Here is a 20,631-nt window from a genome sequence, read left to right on the forward strand (position 1 = left end):
AGCTCTTTTGAGCTGCCTCCTGTTATGTTCCGCTCGGTTTGGGGACCGCCGGGAGTTGAATGGTTGGAACATTCGTGGGATCCACGGTGATGATCTTGATTTGCTGGATGTTGGTGGGCACGTTATTGCCATACGATAGATGGACCGCCAGCGTGGTGGCATCCAGGTTGCTGTGCTTCAGAAGTGCCGCACGTGCATCCTTGACGCTCATTCCTTTGATTTGATTCTTGATGGTCGTCATTTCTGTCTCGGAGATCTGATAGCGCGAGACGCCAGCAGCGGCTATCGCTACTTTGACCTCACCATTCGCATTGACGCTTTGTACTACGGGTTGGCCTACACGGGTCATCGAATCAATCAATGTATAATTGCTCAGGAGCTTGCGTTTCAACATCTGTAGAGCCAGACTCTGGACATCCTTCGACTTGACGTATTCCATGCTGCCCTGTTCAGTCATCGTCACGGTGACGGTTTTACTGACCGTGCCTACTGGAGGATTAGCAGTAATCGTTCCATCAGAATAAAAGATGTCCCCAACGGTGGTCGCACCAGCCAGATTGGCTTGCTTATGCAGGTCCTGGGAAATCTGATATTTGAGTGAAGGCCGCAGTTGCGCTGAGATCGCGCTCACGTCCATCAGCGAGACGGTTTGCTTACACTCAAAGATACCCAGCACACAACCACTGACACCGGTGGGACGCCCTGAACGGGAATCTTTTTGTGAACTGGTGAATACACTCGCGGGTATCACGCCAGTCGCGCTGTTCACAGACTTGACTCCAGGCCGGGCCACAAAGGTAAACACACCATTCACGCTTTGCACCTTTGGTGAAAGCGTTACATTGGCTGTAACTGAGGCCTGGATAATCAGATAGCTGATACCCAGAATCAAGAGCAGTACCGCACCAATTAAAATGAAGGTGACTACCAGCGCGGAACCGCGTCGCTTGCGCTTTTTCGTCTGTGTCGCTGGAGCAGCCGCAACTTTAGATGAGCGCTTCGCCACTTTAGGAATTGGTGCCGAGCTACGCCGGGGTATGCTCTCAGGCTCGAACTCAGTGGTCGGGGCATCATAATCAATCGGACCAAAGTTATCCCCTTTCTGAGCTACACGCGGAAGGACTGTACCACCACTGGTGGCGGGCGCAGCCGATGTGGCACGCGAACGAATAGCCTGCGTAAAACTTTTGCCGGTCGCGGCCAGTGTTGCTTTATGTTCTCCGGTCTCAACCTTGCGTCCATTGTTTGACAACACAGGTTGCTCACCCGAGCCCATTCTTCTTCCCGTACGCGAAACAGCATCCTGAGCACCTGCCCCACGTGTTGGTGGTCGCGATGTACTTTCAGTACTACTACCACGTACCGGAGGACGTGAGGTGCTTTCCGCACCGCTGCCACGTACTGGCGGTCGTGAGGTTATTTCCTTACTGATACCGTTGATAGGAGAGCGAACCGTCTTGTCGGCGGCCCGTTTGATCGGGACTTCGGTAGAAGCATCATCATCAAAGTCGTCATCCAGGGCCGGCCTGGATGTCTCAACTGCTGGCCGTGCAGGCGGAGTAGCAGGTACGGCGATTGGCTGGACACTACTCATCTGTTGGGAAGCGGTCAATGATTTATAGGCATGCTCAAATGCCAGCAACAAGTCGTCTACACTGAGAAAACGCTCGTCGGGCTCAACTTCCAGACAGCGGTCAATCACGCTCATTAAGGGAATGGGTAACTGTTGCGTGGCCTCTGGATGGGGGAGTTCGCCGGTGAGCATGACATGCAGGATCACACCTAATGAAAAGATATCATTGCTGGGGGCCGCCACACCTAACAAACGCTCCGGGGCCATATAATCGGCCGTGCCAAATTCACGCGTCGAGGTGTTCAGCGGTCCACTGGTCAAGACGCCCTGGGAGGATGCAATACCAAAATCAATCAAGCGCACATAGACCCGACCACTATCCTCTTCTTTATCCAGGAGAATATTTGCGGGTTTAAGATCGCGGTGTACGATGCCGCGTTTATGGAGATACGAGACGGCACGACAAAGCGCGCTAAACAGCTCATGTACCTCAGTGACGGGCAATGAGCCAAGCGCCAGACGTTGGGCGAGATCGCCATCCTTGATATAAGGAGTCACAATAAACAGGCGGCCCTGTTCCTCGCCGAATTCGAGCAAGGGTAGGATATGATCATGTTTAAGATAGGAAGCGACCTCGGCCTCGCGCAAGAAGCGCTGGCGGGCCGTCGCATCATTAACCAGATCGGGCCGGATAATTTTTACCGCAACTTCCCGTCCGAATGCGGTACGTTGACGCGCCAGATAGACCTCACCCATGCCACCCACATCAATGCGCCGTACCAGATCATAATTAGCAAAGTGTTGCAGGTCAAGCCCCTCTTCTAACTCAGGACGCTTGCGCTCCGAAATGAAACCATACTGTTCGTTCATATGTGTGTTTCTGCTATCGTCCTACCGGTAAATGTTCCACCATAGCACGCTCTAAAAAAACAATCGTGAATACGCTCACGCGCGCTAGTTTTGTTGACACGATTGATCAGGATGTTGAATACCGCTCACGCGCTAGTTGGACACGATGATCAGGATTTGCGCACCAGTACATAACTGAAAGACGTCTTACATGCAGAAAAATGGAATGTGAATTGAGTCAAGACATTGGAAAGGTTTGGCATAATTTACATGCTATGTGCAGTATAGCACCTGCGTAGCCATAAGTGAAGGGTCAGGCTAGAAGGTCATGGTGACATCTCCACTCGCCGCCTGCGGCGGCAAAGGGAGAGGAGGAGGAGGAACCAGGGCGCAGCCCTGGAACCCAGTCAGGGGCTCGCCGCCCCTGCACCCCGCTTGGGTTTGCCCTGCCGCCCCTGCACCCCGCTTGGGTTTGCCCTGCCGCCCCTGCACCCCGCTTGGGTTTGCCCTGCCGCCCCTGCACCCCGCTTGGGTTTGCCCTGCCCCCCCACTCGCGTCTTCGCTGCGTCTTGAGCGGGATTGTTAAGGGCTGCGGCCCTTAACCTGGGGTCCGGGGCTGCGCCCCGGTTCTCTTTCCTCCCTCCCGCCGCCGCAGGCGGCGAGTGATATGAAGTGAGCCAGCCCACCAACCGCTATCATATTAAGCTGAATTTTTTATAAAGATAGAGAGGTTTATGCATAATTACGCGGTCTTCCCCTTGCGAATTGGGAGCCTATGTTGTATTATATAGCCGGTTCGCACTCTCTGAATTAGAGTGCTAAAACAGTGGAGGGTGAGGACTACCTTACCTTCTTGAACATATATAAAGTTGAACAGGGAGGAATGGAGTATGTCAGCCAAACTTCAGCCACTAGGCGATCGTGTGGTGGTTAAAGGCCTGGCGCGTGAGACAGTTACGCGCAGTGGCATTGTACTACCAGATACAGCAACAAAAGAAAAGCCCCAGGAGGGCGAGATTCTGGCAGTAGGCCCTGGTAAAGTTCTGGATAACGGCAAGCGCTCAGTGTTAGAAGTAACCGTCGGGCAGCGTGTCTTATTCGCTAAATATGCCGGTACCGAAATCAAAATCGACGGCCAAGAGTATTTGATCCTCCGCGAAAGCGACATCATGGGAATCGTGGAATAAGGTTTATATAGTAGTTAGGTTGTATCAGAGGAGTAAATTTCGTGGCAAAACGAGTACAGTTTGATGAGCAGGCACGCCACTCCCTGAAAAAGGGAATGGATACGGTGGCTAATGCAGTCCGCGTTACAATTGGACCAAAGGGACGCAATGTTGTGCTAGACAAAAAGTTTGGCGCTCCTACAATCACGAACGATGGCGTCAGCATCGCTCGCGAAATTGAGCTACCTGATCCATTTGAGAATATGGGTGCACAGCTGTTAAAAGAAGCTGCCACCAAGACTAACGATGTCGCCGGTGATGGTACCACTACTGCAACCGTGCTGGCTCACGCAGTTGTCAACGAAGGTTTGAAGAACCTGGCCGCAGGCGCCAACCCAATGATTCTGCGCCGTGGTTTAGAGAAGGGTGTTGAGGCCGTTATCGCCGAGATCAAATCCCTGGCCAAACCCGTTGAGACCCGTGAAGAGATTGCTCAGGTTGCCTCAATTTCAGCCGGTGACGCTGAGATCGGAAACCTGATTGCTGAGGTGATGGAGAAAGTCGGAAAAGACGGAGTCATCACTGTCGAAGAGGGTCGCGGTATCACAACTGAGAAAGAATACACGGAAGGCATGCAGTTCGACCGTGGTTATATCTCACCATACATGGCTACCAATCCTGAGCATACAGTTGCCGAATTGAGCGATGCTTACATCCTCATCACCGACAAAAAGATCAGCGCCATTGCTGACATCCTGCCAATCCTTGAGGCTGTCCTGCAGACTGGCCGCAAAGATCTGGTGATCATCGCCGAGGATGTCGACGGTGAGGCCCTGGCAACCCTGGTTGTCAACAAAATGCGTGGTGCCTTCAACGTTCTGGGTATTAAAGCTCCAGGCTTTGGCGATCGCCGCGACGCAATGCTGGAAGATATCGCTACCCTGACCGGTGCGACCGTCATCACAGAGAAGACCGGCTTGAAGCTGGAAAATGCTACTCTGGAAGATCTGGGTACCGCTCGTACAGTTACCTCTAACAAAGAGACAACCACCATTGTTGAGGGTTCTGGCGACCATCAGGGCATCCAGGCTCGCGTTAACCAGATTCGCATGCTCATCAATGAGACCACCAGCGACTACGACCGCGAGAAGCTCCAGGAGCGCCTGGCCAAACTGGCCGGTGGTGTTGGTGTGATCCGTGTCGGTGCCGCCACCGAAGTTGAGATGAAAGAGAAGAAGCACCGCGTTGAGGATGCTCTCTCAGCCACCCGCGCAGCTATCGAAGAAGGTATCGTCCCAGGCGGTGGCTCGGTTCTGGTCTCCGCTATTCCTGCGTTGGATACCGTTCAGGCTCAGGCTGGTGACGAGGCAACAGGTGTCAACATCCTGCGTCGCGCTCTCGAAGAGCCCCTGCGCCAGATCGCTCAAAACGCTGGTAAAGACGGCGCCGTCATCGTTGCAGGCGTGCTCAATAGCCCACGTGGCTATGGCTTCAACGCCCTCACCAACGAGTATGTCGACATGGTCAAAGCTGGTATCATCGATCCTGTAAAAGTGACCCGTTCCGCACTGCAGAACGCCGTCAGCATCGCCAGCATGGTCCTTTCGACCGACACTCTGATCAGCGATATTCCTGAAGAGAATCCAGCTCCAGCTGGTGGCGCTCCAGGAATGGGCGGAATGCCAGGCATGGGAATGATGTAAGCTCTCGTAAGAGACTTATCCCTGTTGTATAAACAATAAAAAAGGCCTATGTTTCCAGTCAGGTCAATGACTGTGAAACGTGGGCCTTTTTTCTTAACATTCAATAGCCAATCTGTCCCCATAAATTTTCATTCCAGCGTCTTATTTTTGGTGCGATTTCCAACGCTACAGGTAGGATACAAGTACGATTGGGCAATCTTAGAAATGGTAAAAAAGATATAAGATGCATATCTTGCGTGGTAAGGATGTGATAGAATAGCCCATTGAATAGACCGGCTCGGAGACATATGCATAAAGGTCACAAGAGAGCCGTGTAAAGATAAGTCCAAGGCCTTAGCCGCTCAATAGAGTGGGAATGAAAGGGGAACGATTACGCCAATCAACTTTCACGCCGAAGAAATTCGCCAAACGTATGCAACGCGCCAGGCCACTGGTAGCTGGAAATCCCTGATCAATCAGATTATTGATGTTCAGGGTCGCAGTGTCGCTGACATCGGCTGCGGTGGTGGCATCTATGCTAAAGCCCTCCTCGATATGGGAGCCGCCAACATTACCTGTGTTGATTCCTCCGAAGTTATGCTTGAAGATGCTCAGAGCAAATTAAAAGCCCAGAGTAACGTCAATTATGTCCAGGGAGATGCCGCCCATACCATCCTGGCGGACAAACAATGCGATGTTGTCCTGGAACGCGCGCTGATTCATCATATTCCACGTGAAGAACTCGCTGCTTGCTTTGCTGAAGCCTTACGCATCCTCCGACCTGGTGGCACGTTGATCATCCAGGATCGCACACCTGAAGATTGCCTGTTGGCCGGTAGCCAGACCAATATTCGCGGCTACTTTTTTGCTCGCTATCCCAAACTGGCGAAACAGGAAGTGGAGCGCCGCCATGATAATGCTACCGTGATGAGTGCGTTGCATCAGGCTGGCTTCCGTGTGGTACAGAAAAGACAACTCTGGGAGACACGGCAGATTCATACGAACTTTGCTGCTCTGGAACGGGATCTCAAAGCTCGTACGGGCCGCTCGATTTTGCATGAATTAAGCGAGGCAGAGTTAAGTGATCTTAATGAATATATCCGTCGTCAACTCGATAGCGATTATCAAGCCATTGTAGAACAGGATCGCTGGACGATCTGGAGTGCTATGCGCTAACAGGCCTCGCTCGTCAGAAGCTTTTTTTCTGACGAACGGGACCCGATAAAAAAGGTTACAAACAAGACTACGCCAGCAGTGCAGCCTGTTGAGTCAATTCTAACAACTCAGGAGGCAGGCCAGGGGCAAACTCTTCGGGACGTATAGGACCCAACTTAACGGGGGTTCCTTCAGGCGGTTTTGAGGTTGTATGCAACTCGCCAGGGCCGGACGGAGAAGGCCCACGGAATATCTTCTCCATCTCCGAGCCATCTAAGCGCCAATGATGCTGCTCAAGATGCACCCCTTTCTCCATCAACACACGAACCTCAGGCAGTTTCATCGCATCATACTTCGGGATCGGCAAGACCTTGCCCCAATTCACGCCCAGTGATTCCAATGCCTTCGCGTAAGCATTCTCATGTGCGTGATCGCGCACAATCAAGTACGAGATCGTCGAGCGAGCCGTCTTATTCTTGGTCATTTCATATAAACGGCACTTCTGCAAGCGTCCAGTTGACTCCAGCATCAGATTATAGAGCAGATCCAGCACCAGGTTGCCGCTATTATAGACATAAGAGCCGGACCATGGATTGCCTGTGGAATCAACGGGCATGGCTCCCTGTGCGCCAACTAGAAAATGCTGAATATTGCCATGGGTAAGCGCAACATTAAGTGGGGTTGCCCCTTTCTCGCCAGGCACACTACCATTTTTTCCTTGATAGCGAGGAGAGCCATCCAGCAGACGATTAATCGTGGTGGCAATAAGTTCGACATGGCTGATTTCTTCTATGCCAATTCCTTGAATCAAATCAAAGTATGGCTTGGCATCGCCACGGAAATTAAAGCTCTGGAAGAGATACTGCATCATCGTGCGCATTTCGCCAAACTGTCCTCCCAGGCCTTCCTGTAACGCGTTAGCCGCCTCTGGATCGGGCTCATCTGGCACAATCTGATTGATGAGTTTTTGTACGTGAAAAAACATAAGGATGCTCCTTTAGCGCATTTATGGATACATTTTGATGTAGCTGGCCGTGTTATGGTTATTTCATATCTATAATTCGTCAGGAGTTGAAAATTATTTAACTGCTAAGGGGCTCACGCTTCTTATGTGGGGGCGGGCATAGGGTCGCAGAGGAAGGTGCTTGCTGGATGCCAACTGGCTTCGCTCCTGGGGCGACGGTCGCAGCCATGAAGGCTGCCGGTACGACGAGATCATTCTTTAGCTTATAAAGAATGATCTCATTGGTTGATAACGGTTAGAGGTTTTCGATCAGGACGGGTTCGATTGGGTCAGCGAGGTCGAAACCGAAGATTTTTGAGTAGAAGTAGAGTTCGGCTTCGAGGGAGCGCTTGATGTTTTCGGCGCGGCGGAAGCCGTGCTGTTCTCCTTCAAAGGGTAGGTAGGCGACCGGGAGCTTTTTGGCTCGCAGGGCTTCTACCATGACTTCGGCCTGACTCGGTGGGACGATCTTGTCTTCGAGTCCCTGGAAGAAGATGACGGGACATGAGAGTTGGTCTGTATGGTTGATGGCTGAGCGCTGATCATACAGGTCTTTGCGTTCAGGATAGGGACCAATCAGACCGTCCATGTAGCGCGACTCGAATTTATGGGTGTCATGGACAAAGATGTTGAGGTCGCTGACGCCGAAATGGCTGGCACCGGCCTTGAAGGTGTCTCGGAAGGTCAGGGCGCACAGGGTGGTATAGCCACCGGCGCTACCGCCCTGGATGGTCAGGCGTTCTCCATCTGCCAGGCCGCGCTGGACGAGGTATTTGGCGGCGTTGACACAATCATCAACGTCGACGATACCCCATTGGCCTTTGAGGCGATCCCGATAGGCACGGCCATAACCGCTACTACCGCCATAGTTCACGTCAACTACGGCAAAACCACGGCTGGTCCAGAACTGTGTGCTGAGATCCAGTTTACTTGAGGCTGCGCTGGTAGGTCCGCCATGGCTGATTACCAGGAGCGGAGGAAGTTCGCCCTCCGGGGCCACAAAGTCAACGTTTTTCGGCGCATAATAATAGGCATAAGCGCTCAAGCCGTGTTCCGTGGGGAACTCGATCAACTCGGCATCCGAGATATAGCCGGTATCAATTACCGTATTCTGACTGCGGCGCAAAATCTCTACCTGTCCGGAAGGGATATCCAGGCGTACCAGGGAACCCGAAGAGGTTGGCGAGGTCGCCAGGAAGAGTATCTGCTTCTCGTTGGCACGAATACCCGTGGCCGAGGAAAATGGAATGGAGATCGGGGTCAGCGTTTTGGTTTTTGTGTCCAGGTAGGCCAGGCCAGACTCAGTGGGACCAGCATACCAGCAAATGATCTGCTCGGCTGAGACAAATGAGTAGGTGGACATGCCAAAGACCCACTGTGGTGTTCCGAACTCGGCTTCTTTCGGGCATATAGCCTCAATCTGATTATCTACCAGACGATAGAGGTTCCACCAGTTGGTGCGATCAGAGACAAAGTACAGGGTGCCATCGGGCGACCATGAAGGCTGGAAGATTGACTCCTCAGGACCACCTGCGACGCGCTGAGCGTTAGTAATAGCGCCCTGGGCATCTATATCAGCCACCCATAGCTCAGTGCCGTCCCAGGGCATGTTGGGATGATTCCAGGTAAGCCAGCATAGCCGCGAACCATCAGGACTCAGGCGCGGATCGGCATAGAAATCATTGCCCGATTGCAAGACCTGTATATCATTCGTATGACCATCACTGTTCAAAGGAATACTTACCAGCAGGTTGGCGGCCTCACGCTCAACATTGGTATGATCCTCACAGACACAAATCAAGCGCTGGCGTGGCTGATCTACGATCATATCTGCATAACGGCGCTCGATGGCGGGCGTCATAGGCACGGGATCTGAGCCAGGTGTCAGGCGATAAAGGCGCTGATCAGCATAGTTTGAGAAATAGATTGTTCCCTGACTGACTGCATAGTCGCTACCGCCATACTCATGCACCCGTGTGCGAGCATTAAACGGTTGAGGATTCATGTCGGTCAAAGTGCCATCGGCCGAGCGCCGCACAATCACATTGCGACCACCTTCCGCCGGACGCCCCTCAATCCAATAAATATCATCCCCATCCAAAGCGGACAAACCAAAACGGATCGTCTCTGAGACAATCAGATCAGTAGTCACCGGAGACTTCCAGGAACCATACGGAGCTGTTTTTACGTTTGACATAGCATTCCTTTCATCCACAAAAATTCACAGGCGCACTGCTATATTTGTGGATCCAGACGCAATTTATACTATTGAAATTGCCCATTGAGGGCAAAATGAAAACACCATGCGCTGATGTTGGTGGCACCCTGCACATCTAAATGCCCCTCATTATACCACCGACACGTGTACCGCCATTGGTCAGACTTCTTATGTTCTTATTCTTATGTTATATGTGGCAAAAAAACACGATTTGTAGGTTCGACCCTCGCGGTCGATTGGTGCCCTCACGTCCAGGCGGCCCCAACATGAGCAAGAAAATGGGAATTGGTCTCTTTTGGGGTAAGATCGATGCGGGGGAAGGAAATCGACCGCGAGGGTCGAACCTACATTTACGACTTTATTGAGCTTTTGAGTTAATGGCACGTTTTATCGGCGTATATATAATTTTTGCAACCATATCAAAGGGGGCAACCTGCGCTTTGCAGGTTGCCCCCTTTGATAGAAGGTTTGGTTATTTGAGCAGGCTTTGGGCGGCTTGCTGGAGTTGTGGGAGCCAGAAGGGTAGGATGACTCCGACGAGCAGGGTGCCGAGGCCTGCGATGATCAGGGCTAGCCAGGACCAGCCTTCGAGTTCGTGGGTGTTTTCGTTTTCTATCACGGCGGCGGCCGGAACAGGGAGGTCTGCAACTCTGGCGGTTGCTGGCTTCTCTGCGACGGCGGTGCCACCACGTGAGGATGGGAGTGGCCGCGATAGGCTGCCAGAGACTCTGGTGCGCGGCGTGGTTGGTATCTTGCCGGATGTTGTGGGAATGGTTCCAACACGGGGGGTGTCGCGACCTTCCATGAACATGACGGCGATGAAGCGCAGGTAGTAGTAGATACCTAGCACACTGGCGATGACACCAATGACCAGAAGTTCGGGATGTCCACCGACGAGGGCGGAATAGAACAGGTAGTATTTACCGGCAAAGCCTGCCATGGGTGGGAAGCCAGCCAATGCGAGTAGGAAGAAGGCGAGCATTCCGGCCAGTACAGGACGGCGATACCAGAGGCCACGCAGATCAGCGAGATCATAACCTGAGTTGTCGCTGCGCTCCAGCATGGAGATGACACCGAAGGCACCAATATTCATGAACAGGTAGCAGGTCAGGTAGAACAGGATGGCGGATGCGCCGATATGGTTCTGCTGGGCCTGGCCACTGATGACGATGCCGATCAAGAGATAGCCACCGTGGGCGACGCTGGAGTAGGCCAGCATACGCTTGATGTTGCTCTGGCTGATGGCCATCAGGTTACCAGCAAGCACTGTCAGGACTGCCAGTGTCCAGATGATAGGCAACCAGTCGTTCTGCACTGATGAGAGTACGAAGCCAAAGACGCGTACAAAGGCCAGCAGCGCGGCGACTTTGGTGCCGATGGACATGAAGGCCGTGACCGGTGCTGGTGCGCCCTGATAGACATCAGGAGTCCAGGTCTGGAAGGGTACGGCCGAGACTTTGAAGGCAAAGCCAACCGTTAGCAAGCCCAGTCCAACCAGTAACAGGATCGGTGCATGGCCACCCTGTTTGAGCACGAACTGCTGTACATCGACAAAACTGGTGCGGCCGGATGCCGCATAGATTAAGGCGATACCGTAGAGCAAGAAGGCGGATGCGAATGAACTGAGCAGGAAATATTTCATGCCCGATTCCTGTGACATCTGCCGTTGCTCAATAAAGCTACAGAGAATGTACAGGGCCAGCGAGAACATTTCCAGTCCGACAAAGACAATCAAGAAGCTTAGGGCACTTGCCATCAGCATCATGCCGGTCATGGCCAGCAGCATCAGGGCATAATATTCGCCCTGATGTACTAACCGCAAGCGCTTCAAGTAGGCTGGCGAGAGTAAGATGCCCAGGCCACCGGCGCTCAGCACCAGTAGATCAGCATACAACGTACCATTGTCCGCACCCACCATTTGATTAAAGACAGCGGCTCGATGCTGTACAAAGAACAGGACAATCGCCGCAGCCATCGCTGCCAGGATACCCAGAAAGGTAACCGCTGGAAGTACCGTGAAATTAGCAGGACCGCTATGCTTGGAGCGTTGTCCTTCGTGGGGTAAGACCAGATCAACCAGCATTACCACCAGAGCCATGACAACCAGCACCACGATAGGCGCAATTCCTAACCAATCATCGGGACTGACAGAATAATTAAATGTCATAGCAAGGTCCCCTATTTGACAAAAGCACTGCTCAGCACCTGCATCGTATTCGCCACCGATGGATCAATGATCCCGGTCAGTACGGCAGGCTGCACGCCAATGTAAAAGATCAAGATAATAAGTGGGATGATCACGCCTAATTCACCGAGGCTGAGATCACGTATGCCACCTTTGCGCAGGTTGGCACTGACAGCACCCTCGGTTGCTGGTACTCCCCACATCAAGCCGATGAAGAAGCGCAACATATACCAGGCCGCCGGCACAACTACCAGCGTACCAAGCACGCCCAGCGTGACGTTGGCCCGGAAGGCTCCCAGTAAGGATAAGAACTCACCGGTAAAGCTGTTGAGTCCGGGTAGGCCCAGCGATGAGAGGGCCGCGATAAACATCATGACCGCCAACCAGGGAATACGCGCGGCCAGACCGCCATAATCCTGTAAACGGCGCGTGCCTGTACGGTATTCCAGGAAGCCAGCGATCAAGAAGAGGACTGCGGTGGTGATACCGTGGTTTACCATCTGCAAGACCGAGCCGGTCATACCCTGCGCGGTAAACGAGAACAGACCCAGCATAATCACACCCAGGTGACTGATACTGGAATATCCTAGCAGGCGTTTCAGGTCTGTCTGCATCAGTGCCAGGACCGCACAATACAGGATACCCACGACTGCTAACACGTTGATATATGGTGCCAGCGTGTGGATGGCCTGTGGGAACAGGGGTATACATAGGCGCAGGAAGCCGTAGACACCGGTCTTGGACATGGCACCGGCCAGTAGCGCCGTCACGGGAGCAGGTGCCTCGCTATAAGCGTCTGGCAGCCAGCTATGGAAGGGAATCAGCGGAACTTTGACCGCGAAGGCGGCGGCAAATGCCAGCAATAACCACAACTGGGTAGTGCCATCCAGGACGCCATGGCAGGTTGCGCTGGTATTCAATAACTGCGACAGTTCCAGCGTATAACCACAGGAGGTACCGCCGGCGGCCACGGCGGCCAGTTGGTGATAATAACCGATGGCGATGATGCCAACCAGCATCAAGAAGCTACCGACCGAGGTATAGATGACAAACTTGAACGCGGCATAAATGCGGCGCTCGCCACCCCAGGTACCCAACAGGAAATACGCAGGGATCAGCATGACTTCCCAGAAGATATAGAACAGGAACAGGTTCGAGGCCAGAAACACGCCCAGCATGCCGCTCTCGAACAGGAGCATAAAGGCCATGTAGTTCTTGACCTTGCTCTCAATGCGGAACGAAGCCCCGATACAGATTGCTGTCAGCAAGGCAGTCAGGCTTACCAGTACCAGGCTAATGCCATCCATGCCCAGACTATAATTGATCCCTAAATCCGGAAACCATCTCCAACTCTCATGTAGGAACGAAGAGCTAAACAGGCTCACACTATTCTGTAGATAGGCCAGGTCCAAACCCAGCACCAGCAGCAACTCAATCAGCGCCAGGCCGAGCGCGGTCATTCGGATCGCCCGCACCTGTTCACGTGGAAAGAAGAGCAGCGCCAGTCCTCCCAACAGGGGAAAAAGAATGACAGCCGAGAGAAAAAACATAGCTGCTACCCCCTCACCGCATAATAGACAATAATAACAACAACACCTAAGAGAATACCGAGCGCATAGTTACGCATGTAGCCAGTCTGCACGCGGCGCATGAATGTACTGGTGCCCCGGAAGAGTGTCGAGATACCACGGCTACCACCATCCAGTACATCACCTTCCAGATAGCGGGATAATGTACGGCTCAGTGCCAGCACGGGGATGATCAGGACCGCGTTCAGGATCTCGTCCACATAATATTTATGGAAGACCAGTTGATAGAGCGGGTTGGAGTTCTGCTTAAAGGCAAAACCCTTGCCATAGAGCCGCCAGGCCATACCAATACCCAGTACACCCGCCAGCAGGCTCAGTCCGGTGGAGATCCATTCCAGGGTTAATGAACCTTCAGCAGCATGGTTATGCATGGCAGCGGGCAGGAAGTTGGCGAGCGGTGACCAGTTGGGAAGACCGAAGAGGGCCATTGAGCCAATAAAGCCACCAATAACTGATAGGATCGCCAGAATGATCAATGGAATCGACATCACTGGTGCCACATCATGGATGCTGTTATAGCGGACCGGGCCAGCATGATGATGACCAGCGGCGGCGGCTTCTTGCTCTTCTACATCGCCATTAGTATTATCATTGACCGCCACGCTAGCGCCACGATAGTCGCCAGCGAAGATGCCAAAGAAGAGGCGGAACATATAGAAGGCCGTCATGCCAGCAGTCAGAATACCAATAGCCCACAGGATATAGTACCAGACATTGCCGGTCTGATTTCCATAGGCCAGTACTGAACCGAGGATCTCATCTTTACTCCAGAAACCAGCAAACGGAATGATACCGCTGATGGCCAGCGAGGCAATCAAGAAGGTGAGTCCCGTCACACGCAGGCGACCCCACAGGCCACCCATCTTGCGCATGTCCTGCTCGCCAGCCAGCGCGTGAATGACGGCGCCAGCACCCAGGAAGAGTAAGGCTTTGAAGAAGGCATGGGTTACCAGATGGAAGATTCCGGCGGAATAATTGTGCACACCTTCGGCCATAAACATGTAGCCGAGTTGGCTGATGGTTGAGTAGGCCAGCACACGCTTAATGTCCAGTTGGAAGAGCGCAATTGTCGCCGCGAACAGGGCGGTGGCACCGCCGATACCGGCTACTACAGCCAGGGCCGCAGGAGACTGCTCAAAGAGCGGATAGGCACGCGCGACCAGATAGACACCGGCCGTTACCATGGTGGCGGCGTGGATCAGTGCGCTGACAGGTGTCGGGCCTTCCATGGCGTCCGGTAACCACATATACAGTGGTAACTGAGCGGACTTGGCGGCACAGGCGACGAAGAGTAAGAGCGCAATCGCCGTGGCGGTGGCGGCTGGAAATGTATGCGTGAGAACGCCTGCGTAATCCAGACGACCAGCACCCTGGAAGATCAAGAAGATCGCCAGCATTAAGCCGAAGTCGCCGATGACATTGATCACAAACGCCTTCTGCGCGGCGGCAACGGCGGAACGGCGCTGGTACCAGAAACCGATCAGTAAATATGATGCCAGACCAACCAATCCCCAGCCTACGAGGAGGAACAGGAAGTTGTTGGCAATCACCAGCATGACCATGGCGAAAATGAAGAAGTTCAGGTAGGCAAAGAAGCGCCAGAAACTGGGATCGTCCGCCATATAGCCCGCCGAATAGATATGGATCAGCAAACCAACGCCGGTGACGACCAGTAACATGGTCATCGACAATGGATCCAGTAGCAGGCCGAAATCCAGTGAGAAGGTGCCGGCACTGATCCAGTGGTAGACGACTTGATCACTGGTGCGCTGGGCGGCTGGCGTCGCCAGCATCGAGAAGAAGCTGATGGCCGCACAGAGAAAGGCCAGACCGCACGCGCCCCAGCCAACGGCCAGGATGGCTGTACGCGGCATAAACCTGCCTGCCAGGCCCAGGATAATAAATCCGAGCAATGGCAACAGGAGTACCCATAGACTTAGATTTGTCATAACAACTAGCCTCGCATAATGTTCATCTCGTCAACGTCAATGTTGTGGCGTCGGCGATAGATGGAGACGATTAAGGCCAGTCCGACCACGACTTCGGCGGCGGCGACCGTGAGCACTAAGAAAACGAACATTTGTCCATCGGCTGAGTCCAGAAAGTGTGATAGGGCTACAAATGATAGGTTGACGGCGTTGAGCATGAGTTCGATTGACATAAAGATAATGAGTGGGTTTCGTCGGATTAGTACGCCGATGACGCCGATGGTGAACAATAGTGCGCTCATTATCAAATAAGCAGATAATGGCATTGTTCTCTCCTTTATTCCGGTACCGTCTCCGGTACGATGTTTATTATGGTTTCGTTTATTTGTGTTGCCGCCTGACGGCGGCGGGTAAAGGGGGGATATCGGGGGACACCCCCGACCCCCGGCAGGGAGAACCCTGCACCCCTTTTGTGTTGCCGCCTGACGACGGCGGGTAAAGGGGAGTTATCGGGGGACACCCCCGACCCCCGGCAGGGAGAACCCTGCACCCCTTTTAGTTTGCGCGACGGCCGAAGACGAGGGCACCCAGGATGGCTACGATGATGAGCAGGCTGGTGACCTCAAACGGGAACAGGAAGCCGTGGAAGAGGGCCATGCCGAAGGCCTGGGTGTCTCCATGGTAGGCTGTTACTGCTTGTGTGAGGCTGTTGCCTGCGGCGGCTTTGGGTCCGGTGATCTGGGCTCCTGTGAATAGTTCGTAGCTCAGGGCCGCGACAAGCACGAGGCCGAGTAGGCCGCCGACGATGCGTTGCCAGGGTATGGCGTCTTTCAGGTCGCTTTCGTTCTGGTCGGGGGCTAGCATGGTGACTACAAATAGGAAGAGTACCATGATGGCTCCGGCGTAAATGAGTATCTGGACAACTGCGATAAACATGGCTTGCAGTTGCAGGTAGAATAAGGCCAGAAACAGCAGCGTGAGGATGAGACTCAGGGCACTGTGCACGGCATTCTTGAAGGCGATGACGCCTAGTGCGGTGGCGGTTGTGGCAACCGCGAGCACAATAAACGATACGATGTCGAATGTCATATCATTTTTCCTCTATGATCCAACTCGGGGTCCAGCGCGGTGGCGGTTGTTACCGCTTCCTGGCCGGATCCAGAGGAGGATCATTTTTTACTGCTTTCTTCTATCCTCGTCCTGCTCTGCATTGGTGAGCAGGTTGTCACGTTCAATATTGATGTTGCCAAGGCCGACGGCGGATGCGCTGGCACGGGAACCATCAAAGACTTTGCTGTCCTGGGGCACTGGCTGGATGGCGTCCTCAGGGGCTGGCTCGGCCCAGACGGCGTTGGAGCCGACGGTCGATTGTCCTGTGGCTTCCAGCAGTTGCTCTTTATGGTAGACGAGATCTTCTGGATAATAGGAGGCTAGCTTGTATTCCTTTTCCAGCGTGATGGCGCCGGTCGGGCAGGCGGCCTGACAGTATCCACAGAAGATACAGCGTAGCATGTTGACGTCAAAGACTTTGGCGTGGCGCTCACCCGGTGAGACGCGATGCTCTTCGGTGTTCTCTTCGGCCTCGATATAGATGGCGTCAGCGGGACAGGCTCCAGCGCACAGGTAGCAGCCGACGCAGCGCTCCAGGCCGTTGTCATAGCGATGTAGCACGTGTCGACCACGGAAGCGAGCGGGCAGATCGCGCTCTTCCTCTGGATAGGAAACGGTGGTAGGCTTGCGACCAATATTCTTGAGCGTGGTGGCCATGCCCTTAACGATATCAAAAGACATCCAATTAACTCCTTATACCCGTACCGCAGTGGAATCCTGTGCCTCGGGCTCTTTCTCTATAGCAGCTGGAAGGGTTGTATTTTCAAAGGTGGCCAGCCGGACCGATGTGGGCAGGTGGGTCTTGCCCTCTTTATCCTTAAGCGCATCGGTAAAACGTGTGCCTTCGAGAATACCCTTACGGCGCATAACGAATAGCATGATGACGATCACGATCAGTCCACCAAGTCCACTGACGATCCAGCTCCAGTGTAGTGCTACCGCGAAAGCGGTAATCACGATGTTGAGTACTGAGAGTGGGAGCAGCACCTGCCAGCCGAAGCGCATCAAGCGGTCATAACGGATACGTGGCAGTGTGGCGCGCAGCCAGATGAATAGGAAAAGGAAGAGTGCGACTTTGAGCACGAAGATGACCAGTGAGAGTACAGGAATGCCATCGGTCAGTCCAAAGAAGCTCCAGCCACCAAGGAAGAGGGTGGAGGCAATGGCACTGACGGTGATCATGTTGATGTACTCGGCCATCTGGTACAGGCTCCAGCGGAGACCGCTATACTCGGTGAGATAACCGGCGGTGAGTTCCTGTTCGGCTTCTGGCAGGTCAAAGGGGGCGCGGTTCACTTCGGCGACACCGGCGATCAGGTAGATCACAAAGCCGAGTGGCTGGGCCAGAATAAACCAGATCCCCATATCCTGCTGTCTGGTGACGATATCGACCATACTCAGGGAGCCGGTCCACATCAATACACCACTTAATGCCAGGCCGAGACTTGTTTCATATGAAACCATCTGGGCGGCACTACGCAGGGCACCCAATAGCGAATAGCGGTTACCGGATGCCCAGCCACCGAGCACGATGCCATAGACGGCCAGCGACGAGATGGCCAGGATCCAGAGTATGCCGACGTTGATGTTGCCGATCATGGGATCCCAGATGCTATGCACGTTGCGGCTACCGCTCCAGTTGTTGCCGATCGGCACGACGGCGAAGGCGCAGAGTGCTACGACTACCGAGATTACCGGGGCGACCAGGTAGATAGCTTTTTTGGCTTGCGTTGGTACGATCTGCTCTTTAAAGGCCATCTTCAAAGCGTCGGCCACGGGCTGCAATAGACCCAGGGGACCGGCACGGTTGGGGCCGATACGGCCCTGCATCTTCGCGACCACACGGCGCTCAATCAGGGTCATGTAGGCGAAGGCGGTCAGCAGCACGACGATCAGGATTGCGCCCTTGACAATGGTGGCCACGATCAGAGCTACGGTTGGATCATTCATAAAATCAAACACGGGCCGCCTCCTGCTCTTCCAGGCTACGTACGCCCTGTTTCCCCAGGTCTTCCCAGGTCAGGCCGGCATAGAAAGGATTCTGCTCGGCGATCTCCAGGAGGATGTCGCGTGGACTGGCGTAGGTCCAGGTCTCGCCCAGATATTGGGCCAGGGCGACCAGGATCTCCCAGTCGGCTTTGGCTCCCGGTAGGGGGCGCAAGGCGCGGCGGATCGCCTGTACATGATGGTCGACGTTGGTCATGCTACCGTCTTTCTCCGCGAAGGAGAGGGCTGGGAGCACAACATCAGCCTGCTGTGCTGTTTCAGTGAGCAGCAGTTCCTGTACCACTACAAATTCCAGTGAGCCAGGTAGTTTTCCATCGGCTATATGGCGGGCGGGATTCGCGCCCATGACCAGTAAGGCTTTGACCTGTGCGTTGCCAAGGATCTCGTCATAGGCCAGTCCAGCCTTGTCAATGGCCTGATAGCCAGGGAAGGCATCCGGGAGGAGACCCATGTCACGAGCGCCGAGGGAGTTGGCATCCTCAAATAAGGGTCCAACGCCGGCACCGGGCTTGTTGATGTTGCCTGTTAGGACGGCCAGTGCCTGCGCATCAGCCGCCAGATCCTGGTTGCCGGTGGTGAGGGTCGCCATCTCATCATAGAGGATAACCGCGCCCTTCGCTGTCAGTAAGGCGTCCGCCAGGCTCTGTAACCGGGTCGTCATCTGGGCTCCAAAGGTGTCTTCGGCGGCGCGAATGGCCTGTTCCTCACGCTGGATGTGCGTTCGTACATCTTCAGCAGCAGGCAGTTCCGCAGACGCATTCTGTAAGAGCTGTTTAAGCATAACTTTGACGGCCATGCCCTCGGAACCGCTCGGGACCTGCAACTTCAGGGTCGCCAGACGATCCAGTTCGGTTTCAGCGGAATTGACGATATAGATCTGTGCTCCCTTACTCAGGGCTTTTTTCATGCGCAGATTCAGGATCGGCTGGCGCTGATAGGGATCAGAGGCGATCAGGACGATATGCGAGGCGCGCTCGATATCGACGATGCTATTGGTCATCATCCATGGCTTGCCGGTCAACTGGTCGCGTACACCGGGGAAGGCACCGTGATGGTGATCCACGTTGTTGCTGCCGAGTACCTGACGCAACAATTTCTGGAAGAGATAAGCTTCCTCGTTGGTGGTGCGTGTGGAGCCGATACCGGCGATAGCCTGAGCACCATGCTGGTTCTTGATCTCTTTCAAGCGCGTGGCGATGTGTGTCAGCGCCTCATCCCAACTGGCGCGGGTCAGTTGACCATTGCGGCGGATCAGCGGGGTGCGCAGGCGCTGGGGACTATTGACATAATCAAATTCCCAGCGACCACGGTTACACAGCCAGCCATCATCCACGGCATCATTATTGCGGGACATCAGGCGCACGACGCGATCTACACGCGTATCGACGCGGGCATTACAACCAACGCTACAGTTGTTACAGACGCTGGCGGTGTGCTTTAGTTCCCAGGGTCGGGCTTTGAAGCGATAGGTTGAAGCCGTCAACGCACCCACCGGACAAATCTCGGTGGTATTGCCAGAGAAAACCGAGTCAAAGGCCTCACCAGGTGCTGTGCCAACCTCCATTTTATAGCCACGGGAAATCATCACCAGGCCATTGTCCATGGAAATCTCAGAGCTAAAGCGCGTACAACGCTGACATAAGATACAGCGCTCACGGTCCAGCATCACGTCATTGCTGACGGGAATCGGTTTCTCATAATGGCGTTTGTGCAGATCGAAACGCGTATTGCCGGGTCCGTGGCGCAGCGTGAAATCCTGGAGATCGCACTCGCCGGCCTTGTCACAGATCGGACAATCCAACGGATGGTTCAGCAATAAGAACTCAAGCGTTCCCTTACGTGCCTTCAAGACCTTTTCGGTTTTTGTGTGCACGACCATACCCTCGGCGACCGGTGTCGTACACGAGGTTTGTGGTGGCTTGGGCATCTTCTCAATCTCAACAAAGCACATCCGGCAGGCACCCAGTGGCGGCATCTTCTCATGGTAGCAATAGATCGGAATCTCAATGCCAGCCTGTTTTGCCGCCGCCCATACCAGCGTTCCGGGAGGAACTTCTACCGGCATGCCATCTATCGTTAGATGTACAAGTTCTTCTTTTTTCTCTTCAGACATATCAAAACGTCCTCTATTCATATCAAAAAGCAATCGTGCATGCCGCTAGCGTG

General features: G+C 53.9%; 14 protein-coding genes. 3 read left to right on the forward strand and 11 right to left on the reverse strand.

Translation table 11 applies throughout. The features are described from left to right. Positions 1–22: 22 nt before the first annotated feature. On the reverse strand, positions 23–2,443 hold the full coding sequence (locus KDW_RS09870) for a serine/threonine protein kinase (protein ID WP_151755791.1): 2,421 nt from the start codon (positions 2,441–2,443) through the stop codon (positions 23–25). 869 nt (positions 2,444–3,312) lie between these two features. Between KDW_RS09870 and groES the strand changes: the two genes are divergently transcribed. The 3 genes from groES (at position 3,313) to KDW_RS09885 (ending at position 6,446) form a co-directional block, all read left to right on the forward strand. Next, positions 3,313–3,609: a co-chaperone GroES gene (groES, locus tag KDW_RS09875; protein WP_126626987.1), complete on the forward strand. Its 297-nt coding sequence runs from the start codon at positions 3,313–3,315 to the stop codon at positions 3,607–3,609. 41 nt (positions 3,610–3,650) lie between these two features. Then, positions 3,651–5,291 carry a chaperonin GroEL gene (groL, locus tag KDW_RS09880; protein WP_151755792.1) on the forward strand — a complete coding sequence of 547 codons (1,641 nt, stop codon included), beginning with the start codon at positions 3,651–3,653 and terminating at the stop codon, positions 5,289–5,291. 399 nt (positions 5,292–5,690) lie between these two features. Continuing rightward, positions 5,691–6,446 carry a class I SAM-dependent methyltransferase gene (locus KDW_RS09885; RefSeq protein ID WP_269822472.1) on the forward strand — a complete coding sequence of 252 codons (756 nt, stop codon included), beginning with the start codon at positions 5,691–5,693 and terminating at the stop codon, positions 6,444–6,446. A gap of 67 nt (positions 6,447–6,513) precedes the next feature. On the opposite strand, the gene KDW_RS09890 is transcribed toward KDW_RS09885, so the two are convergent. The 10 genes from KDW_RS09890 to nuoG all read right to left on the reverse strand — a co-directional run bounded on the left by KDW_RS09890 (position 6,514) and on the right by nuoG (position 20,578). Further along, positions 6,514–7,410 carry a manganese catalase family protein gene (locus KDW_RS09890; RefSeq protein WP_151755794.1) on the reverse strand — a complete coding sequence of 299 codons (897 nt, stop codon included), beginning with the start codon at positions 7,408–7,410 and terminating at the stop codon, positions 6,514–6,516. 274 nt (positions 7,411–7,684) lie between these two features. Next, a complete protein-coding gene (locus tag KDW_RS09895) occupies positions 7,685–9,625 on the reverse strand; it encodes a S9 family peptidase (protein WP_151755795.1) in 1,941 nt (646 codons plus the stop codon). A 493-nt stretch (positions 9,626–10,118) separates the two neighbouring features. Further along, a complete protein-coding gene (locus KDW_RS09900) occupies positions 10,119–11,813 on the reverse strand; it encodes an NADH-quinone oxidoreductase subunit N (RefSeq protein WP_151755796.1) in 1,695 nt (564 codons plus the stop codon). An 11-nt stretch (positions 11,814–11,824) separates the two neighbouring features. Further along, entirely contained in the window at positions 11,825–13,381 is a 1,557-nt protein-coding gene (locus KDW_RS09905) for a complex I subunit 4 family protein (protein ID WP_151755797.1), read from the reverse strand. Between the two features lie 5 nt (positions 13,382–13,386). After that, positions 13,387–15,369, reverse strand: a complete 1,983-nt coding sequence (gene nuoL / locus KDW_RS09910) for an NADH-quinone oxidoreductase subunit L (protein ID WP_151755798.1) — start codon at positions 15,367–15,369, stop codon at positions 13,387–13,389. Between the two features lie 5 nt (positions 15,370–15,374). Next, on the reverse strand, positions 15,375–15,674 hold the full coding sequence (gene nuoK / locus KDW_RS09915) for an NADH-quinone oxidoreductase subunit NuoK (protein ID WP_126627001.1): 300 nt from the start codon (positions 15,672–15,674) through the stop codon (positions 15,375–15,377). A gap of 229 nt (positions 15,675–15,903) precedes the next feature. Next, the gene (locus KDW_RS09920) at positions 15,904–16,437 is read right to left on the reverse strand and encodes an NADH-quinone oxidoreductase subunit J (protein ID WP_151755799.1); all 534 of its coding nucleotides are present in this window, start codon (positions 16,435–16,437) and stop codon (positions 15,904–15,906) included. 87 nt (positions 16,438–16,524) lie between these two features. Further along, complete coding sequence (gene nuoI / locus KDW_RS09925) at positions 16,525–17,139, reverse strand: NADH-quinone oxidoreductase subunit NuoI (protein WP_151755800.1); 615 nt, start codon at positions 17,137–17,139, stop codon at positions 16,525–16,527. Between the two features lie 12 nt (positions 17,140–17,151). Further along, complete coding sequence (gene nuoH, locus KDW_RS09930; RefSeq protein ID WP_151755801.1) at positions 17,152–18,420, reverse strand: NADH-quinone oxidoreductase subunit NuoH; 1,269 nt, start codon at positions 18,418–18,420, stop codon at positions 17,152–17,154. Then, complete coding sequence (gene nuoG, locus KDW_RS09935; protein WP_162005106.1) at positions 18,413–20,578, reverse strand: NADH-quinone oxidoreductase subunit NuoG; 2,166 nt, start codon at positions 20,576–20,578, stop codon at positions 18,413–18,415. Before nuoG ends, nuoH begins: the two co-directional genes overlap by 8 nt. Positions 20,579–20,631 lie beyond the last annotated feature (53 nt).

The sequence above is a fragment of the Dictyobacter vulcani genome, from assembly GCF_008974265.1.
Taxonomy (GTDB): Bacteria; Chloroflexota; Ktedonobacteria; order Ktedonobacterales; family Ktedonobacteraceae; genus Dictyobacter; species Dictyobacter vulcani.

What these genes read in the sequence shown, in the direction of transcription:
- KDW_RS09900 (WP_151755796.1), bottom strand. Translation starts at nt 11,813, where the DNA reads ATGACATTTAATTATTCTGTCAGTCCCGATGATTGGTTAGGAATTGCG.
- nuoG (WP_162005106.1), bottom strand. Translation starts at nt 20,578, where the DNA reads ATGTCTGAAGAGAAAAAAGAAGAACTTGTACATCTAACGATAGATGGC.
- nuoL (WP_151755798.1), bottom strand. Translation starts at nt 15,369, where the DNA reads ATGACAAATCTAAGTCTATGGGTACTCCTGTTGCCATTGCTCGGATTT.
- KDW_RS09870 (WP_151755791.1), bottom strand. Translation starts at nt 2,443, where the DNA reads ATGAACGAACAGTATGGTTTCATTTCGGAGCGCAAGCGTCCTGAGTTA.
- nuoK (WP_126627001.1), bottom strand. Translation starts at nt 15,674, where the DNA reads ATGCCATTATCTGCTTATTTGATAATGAGCGCACTATTGTTCACCATC.
- KDW_RS09905 (WP_151755797.1), bottom strand. Translation starts at nt 13,381, where the DNA reads ATGTTTTTTCTCTCGGCTGTCATTCTTTTTCCCCTGTTGGGAGGACTG.
- KDW_RS09890 (WP_151755794.1), bottom strand. Translation starts at nt 7,410, where the DNA reads ATGTTTTTTCACGTACAAAAACTCATCAATCAGATTGTGCCAGATGAG.
- KDW_RS09895 (WP_151755795.1), bottom strand. Translation starts at nt 9,625, where the DNA reads ATGTCAAACGTAAAAACAGCTCCGTATGGTTCCTGGAAGTCTCCGGTG.
- nuoI (WP_151755800.1), bottom strand. Translation starts at nt 17,139, where the DNA reads ATGTCTTTTGATATCGTTAAGGGCATGGCCACCACGCTCAAGAATATT.
- groES (WP_126626987.1), top strand. Translation starts at nt 3,313, where the DNA reads ATGTCAGCCAAACTTCAGCCACTAGGCGATCGTGTGGTGGTTAAAGGC.
- KDW_RS09920 (WP_151755799.1), bottom strand. Translation starts at nt 16,437, where the DNA reads ATGACATTCGACATCGTATCGTTTATTGTGCTCGCGGTTGCCACAACC.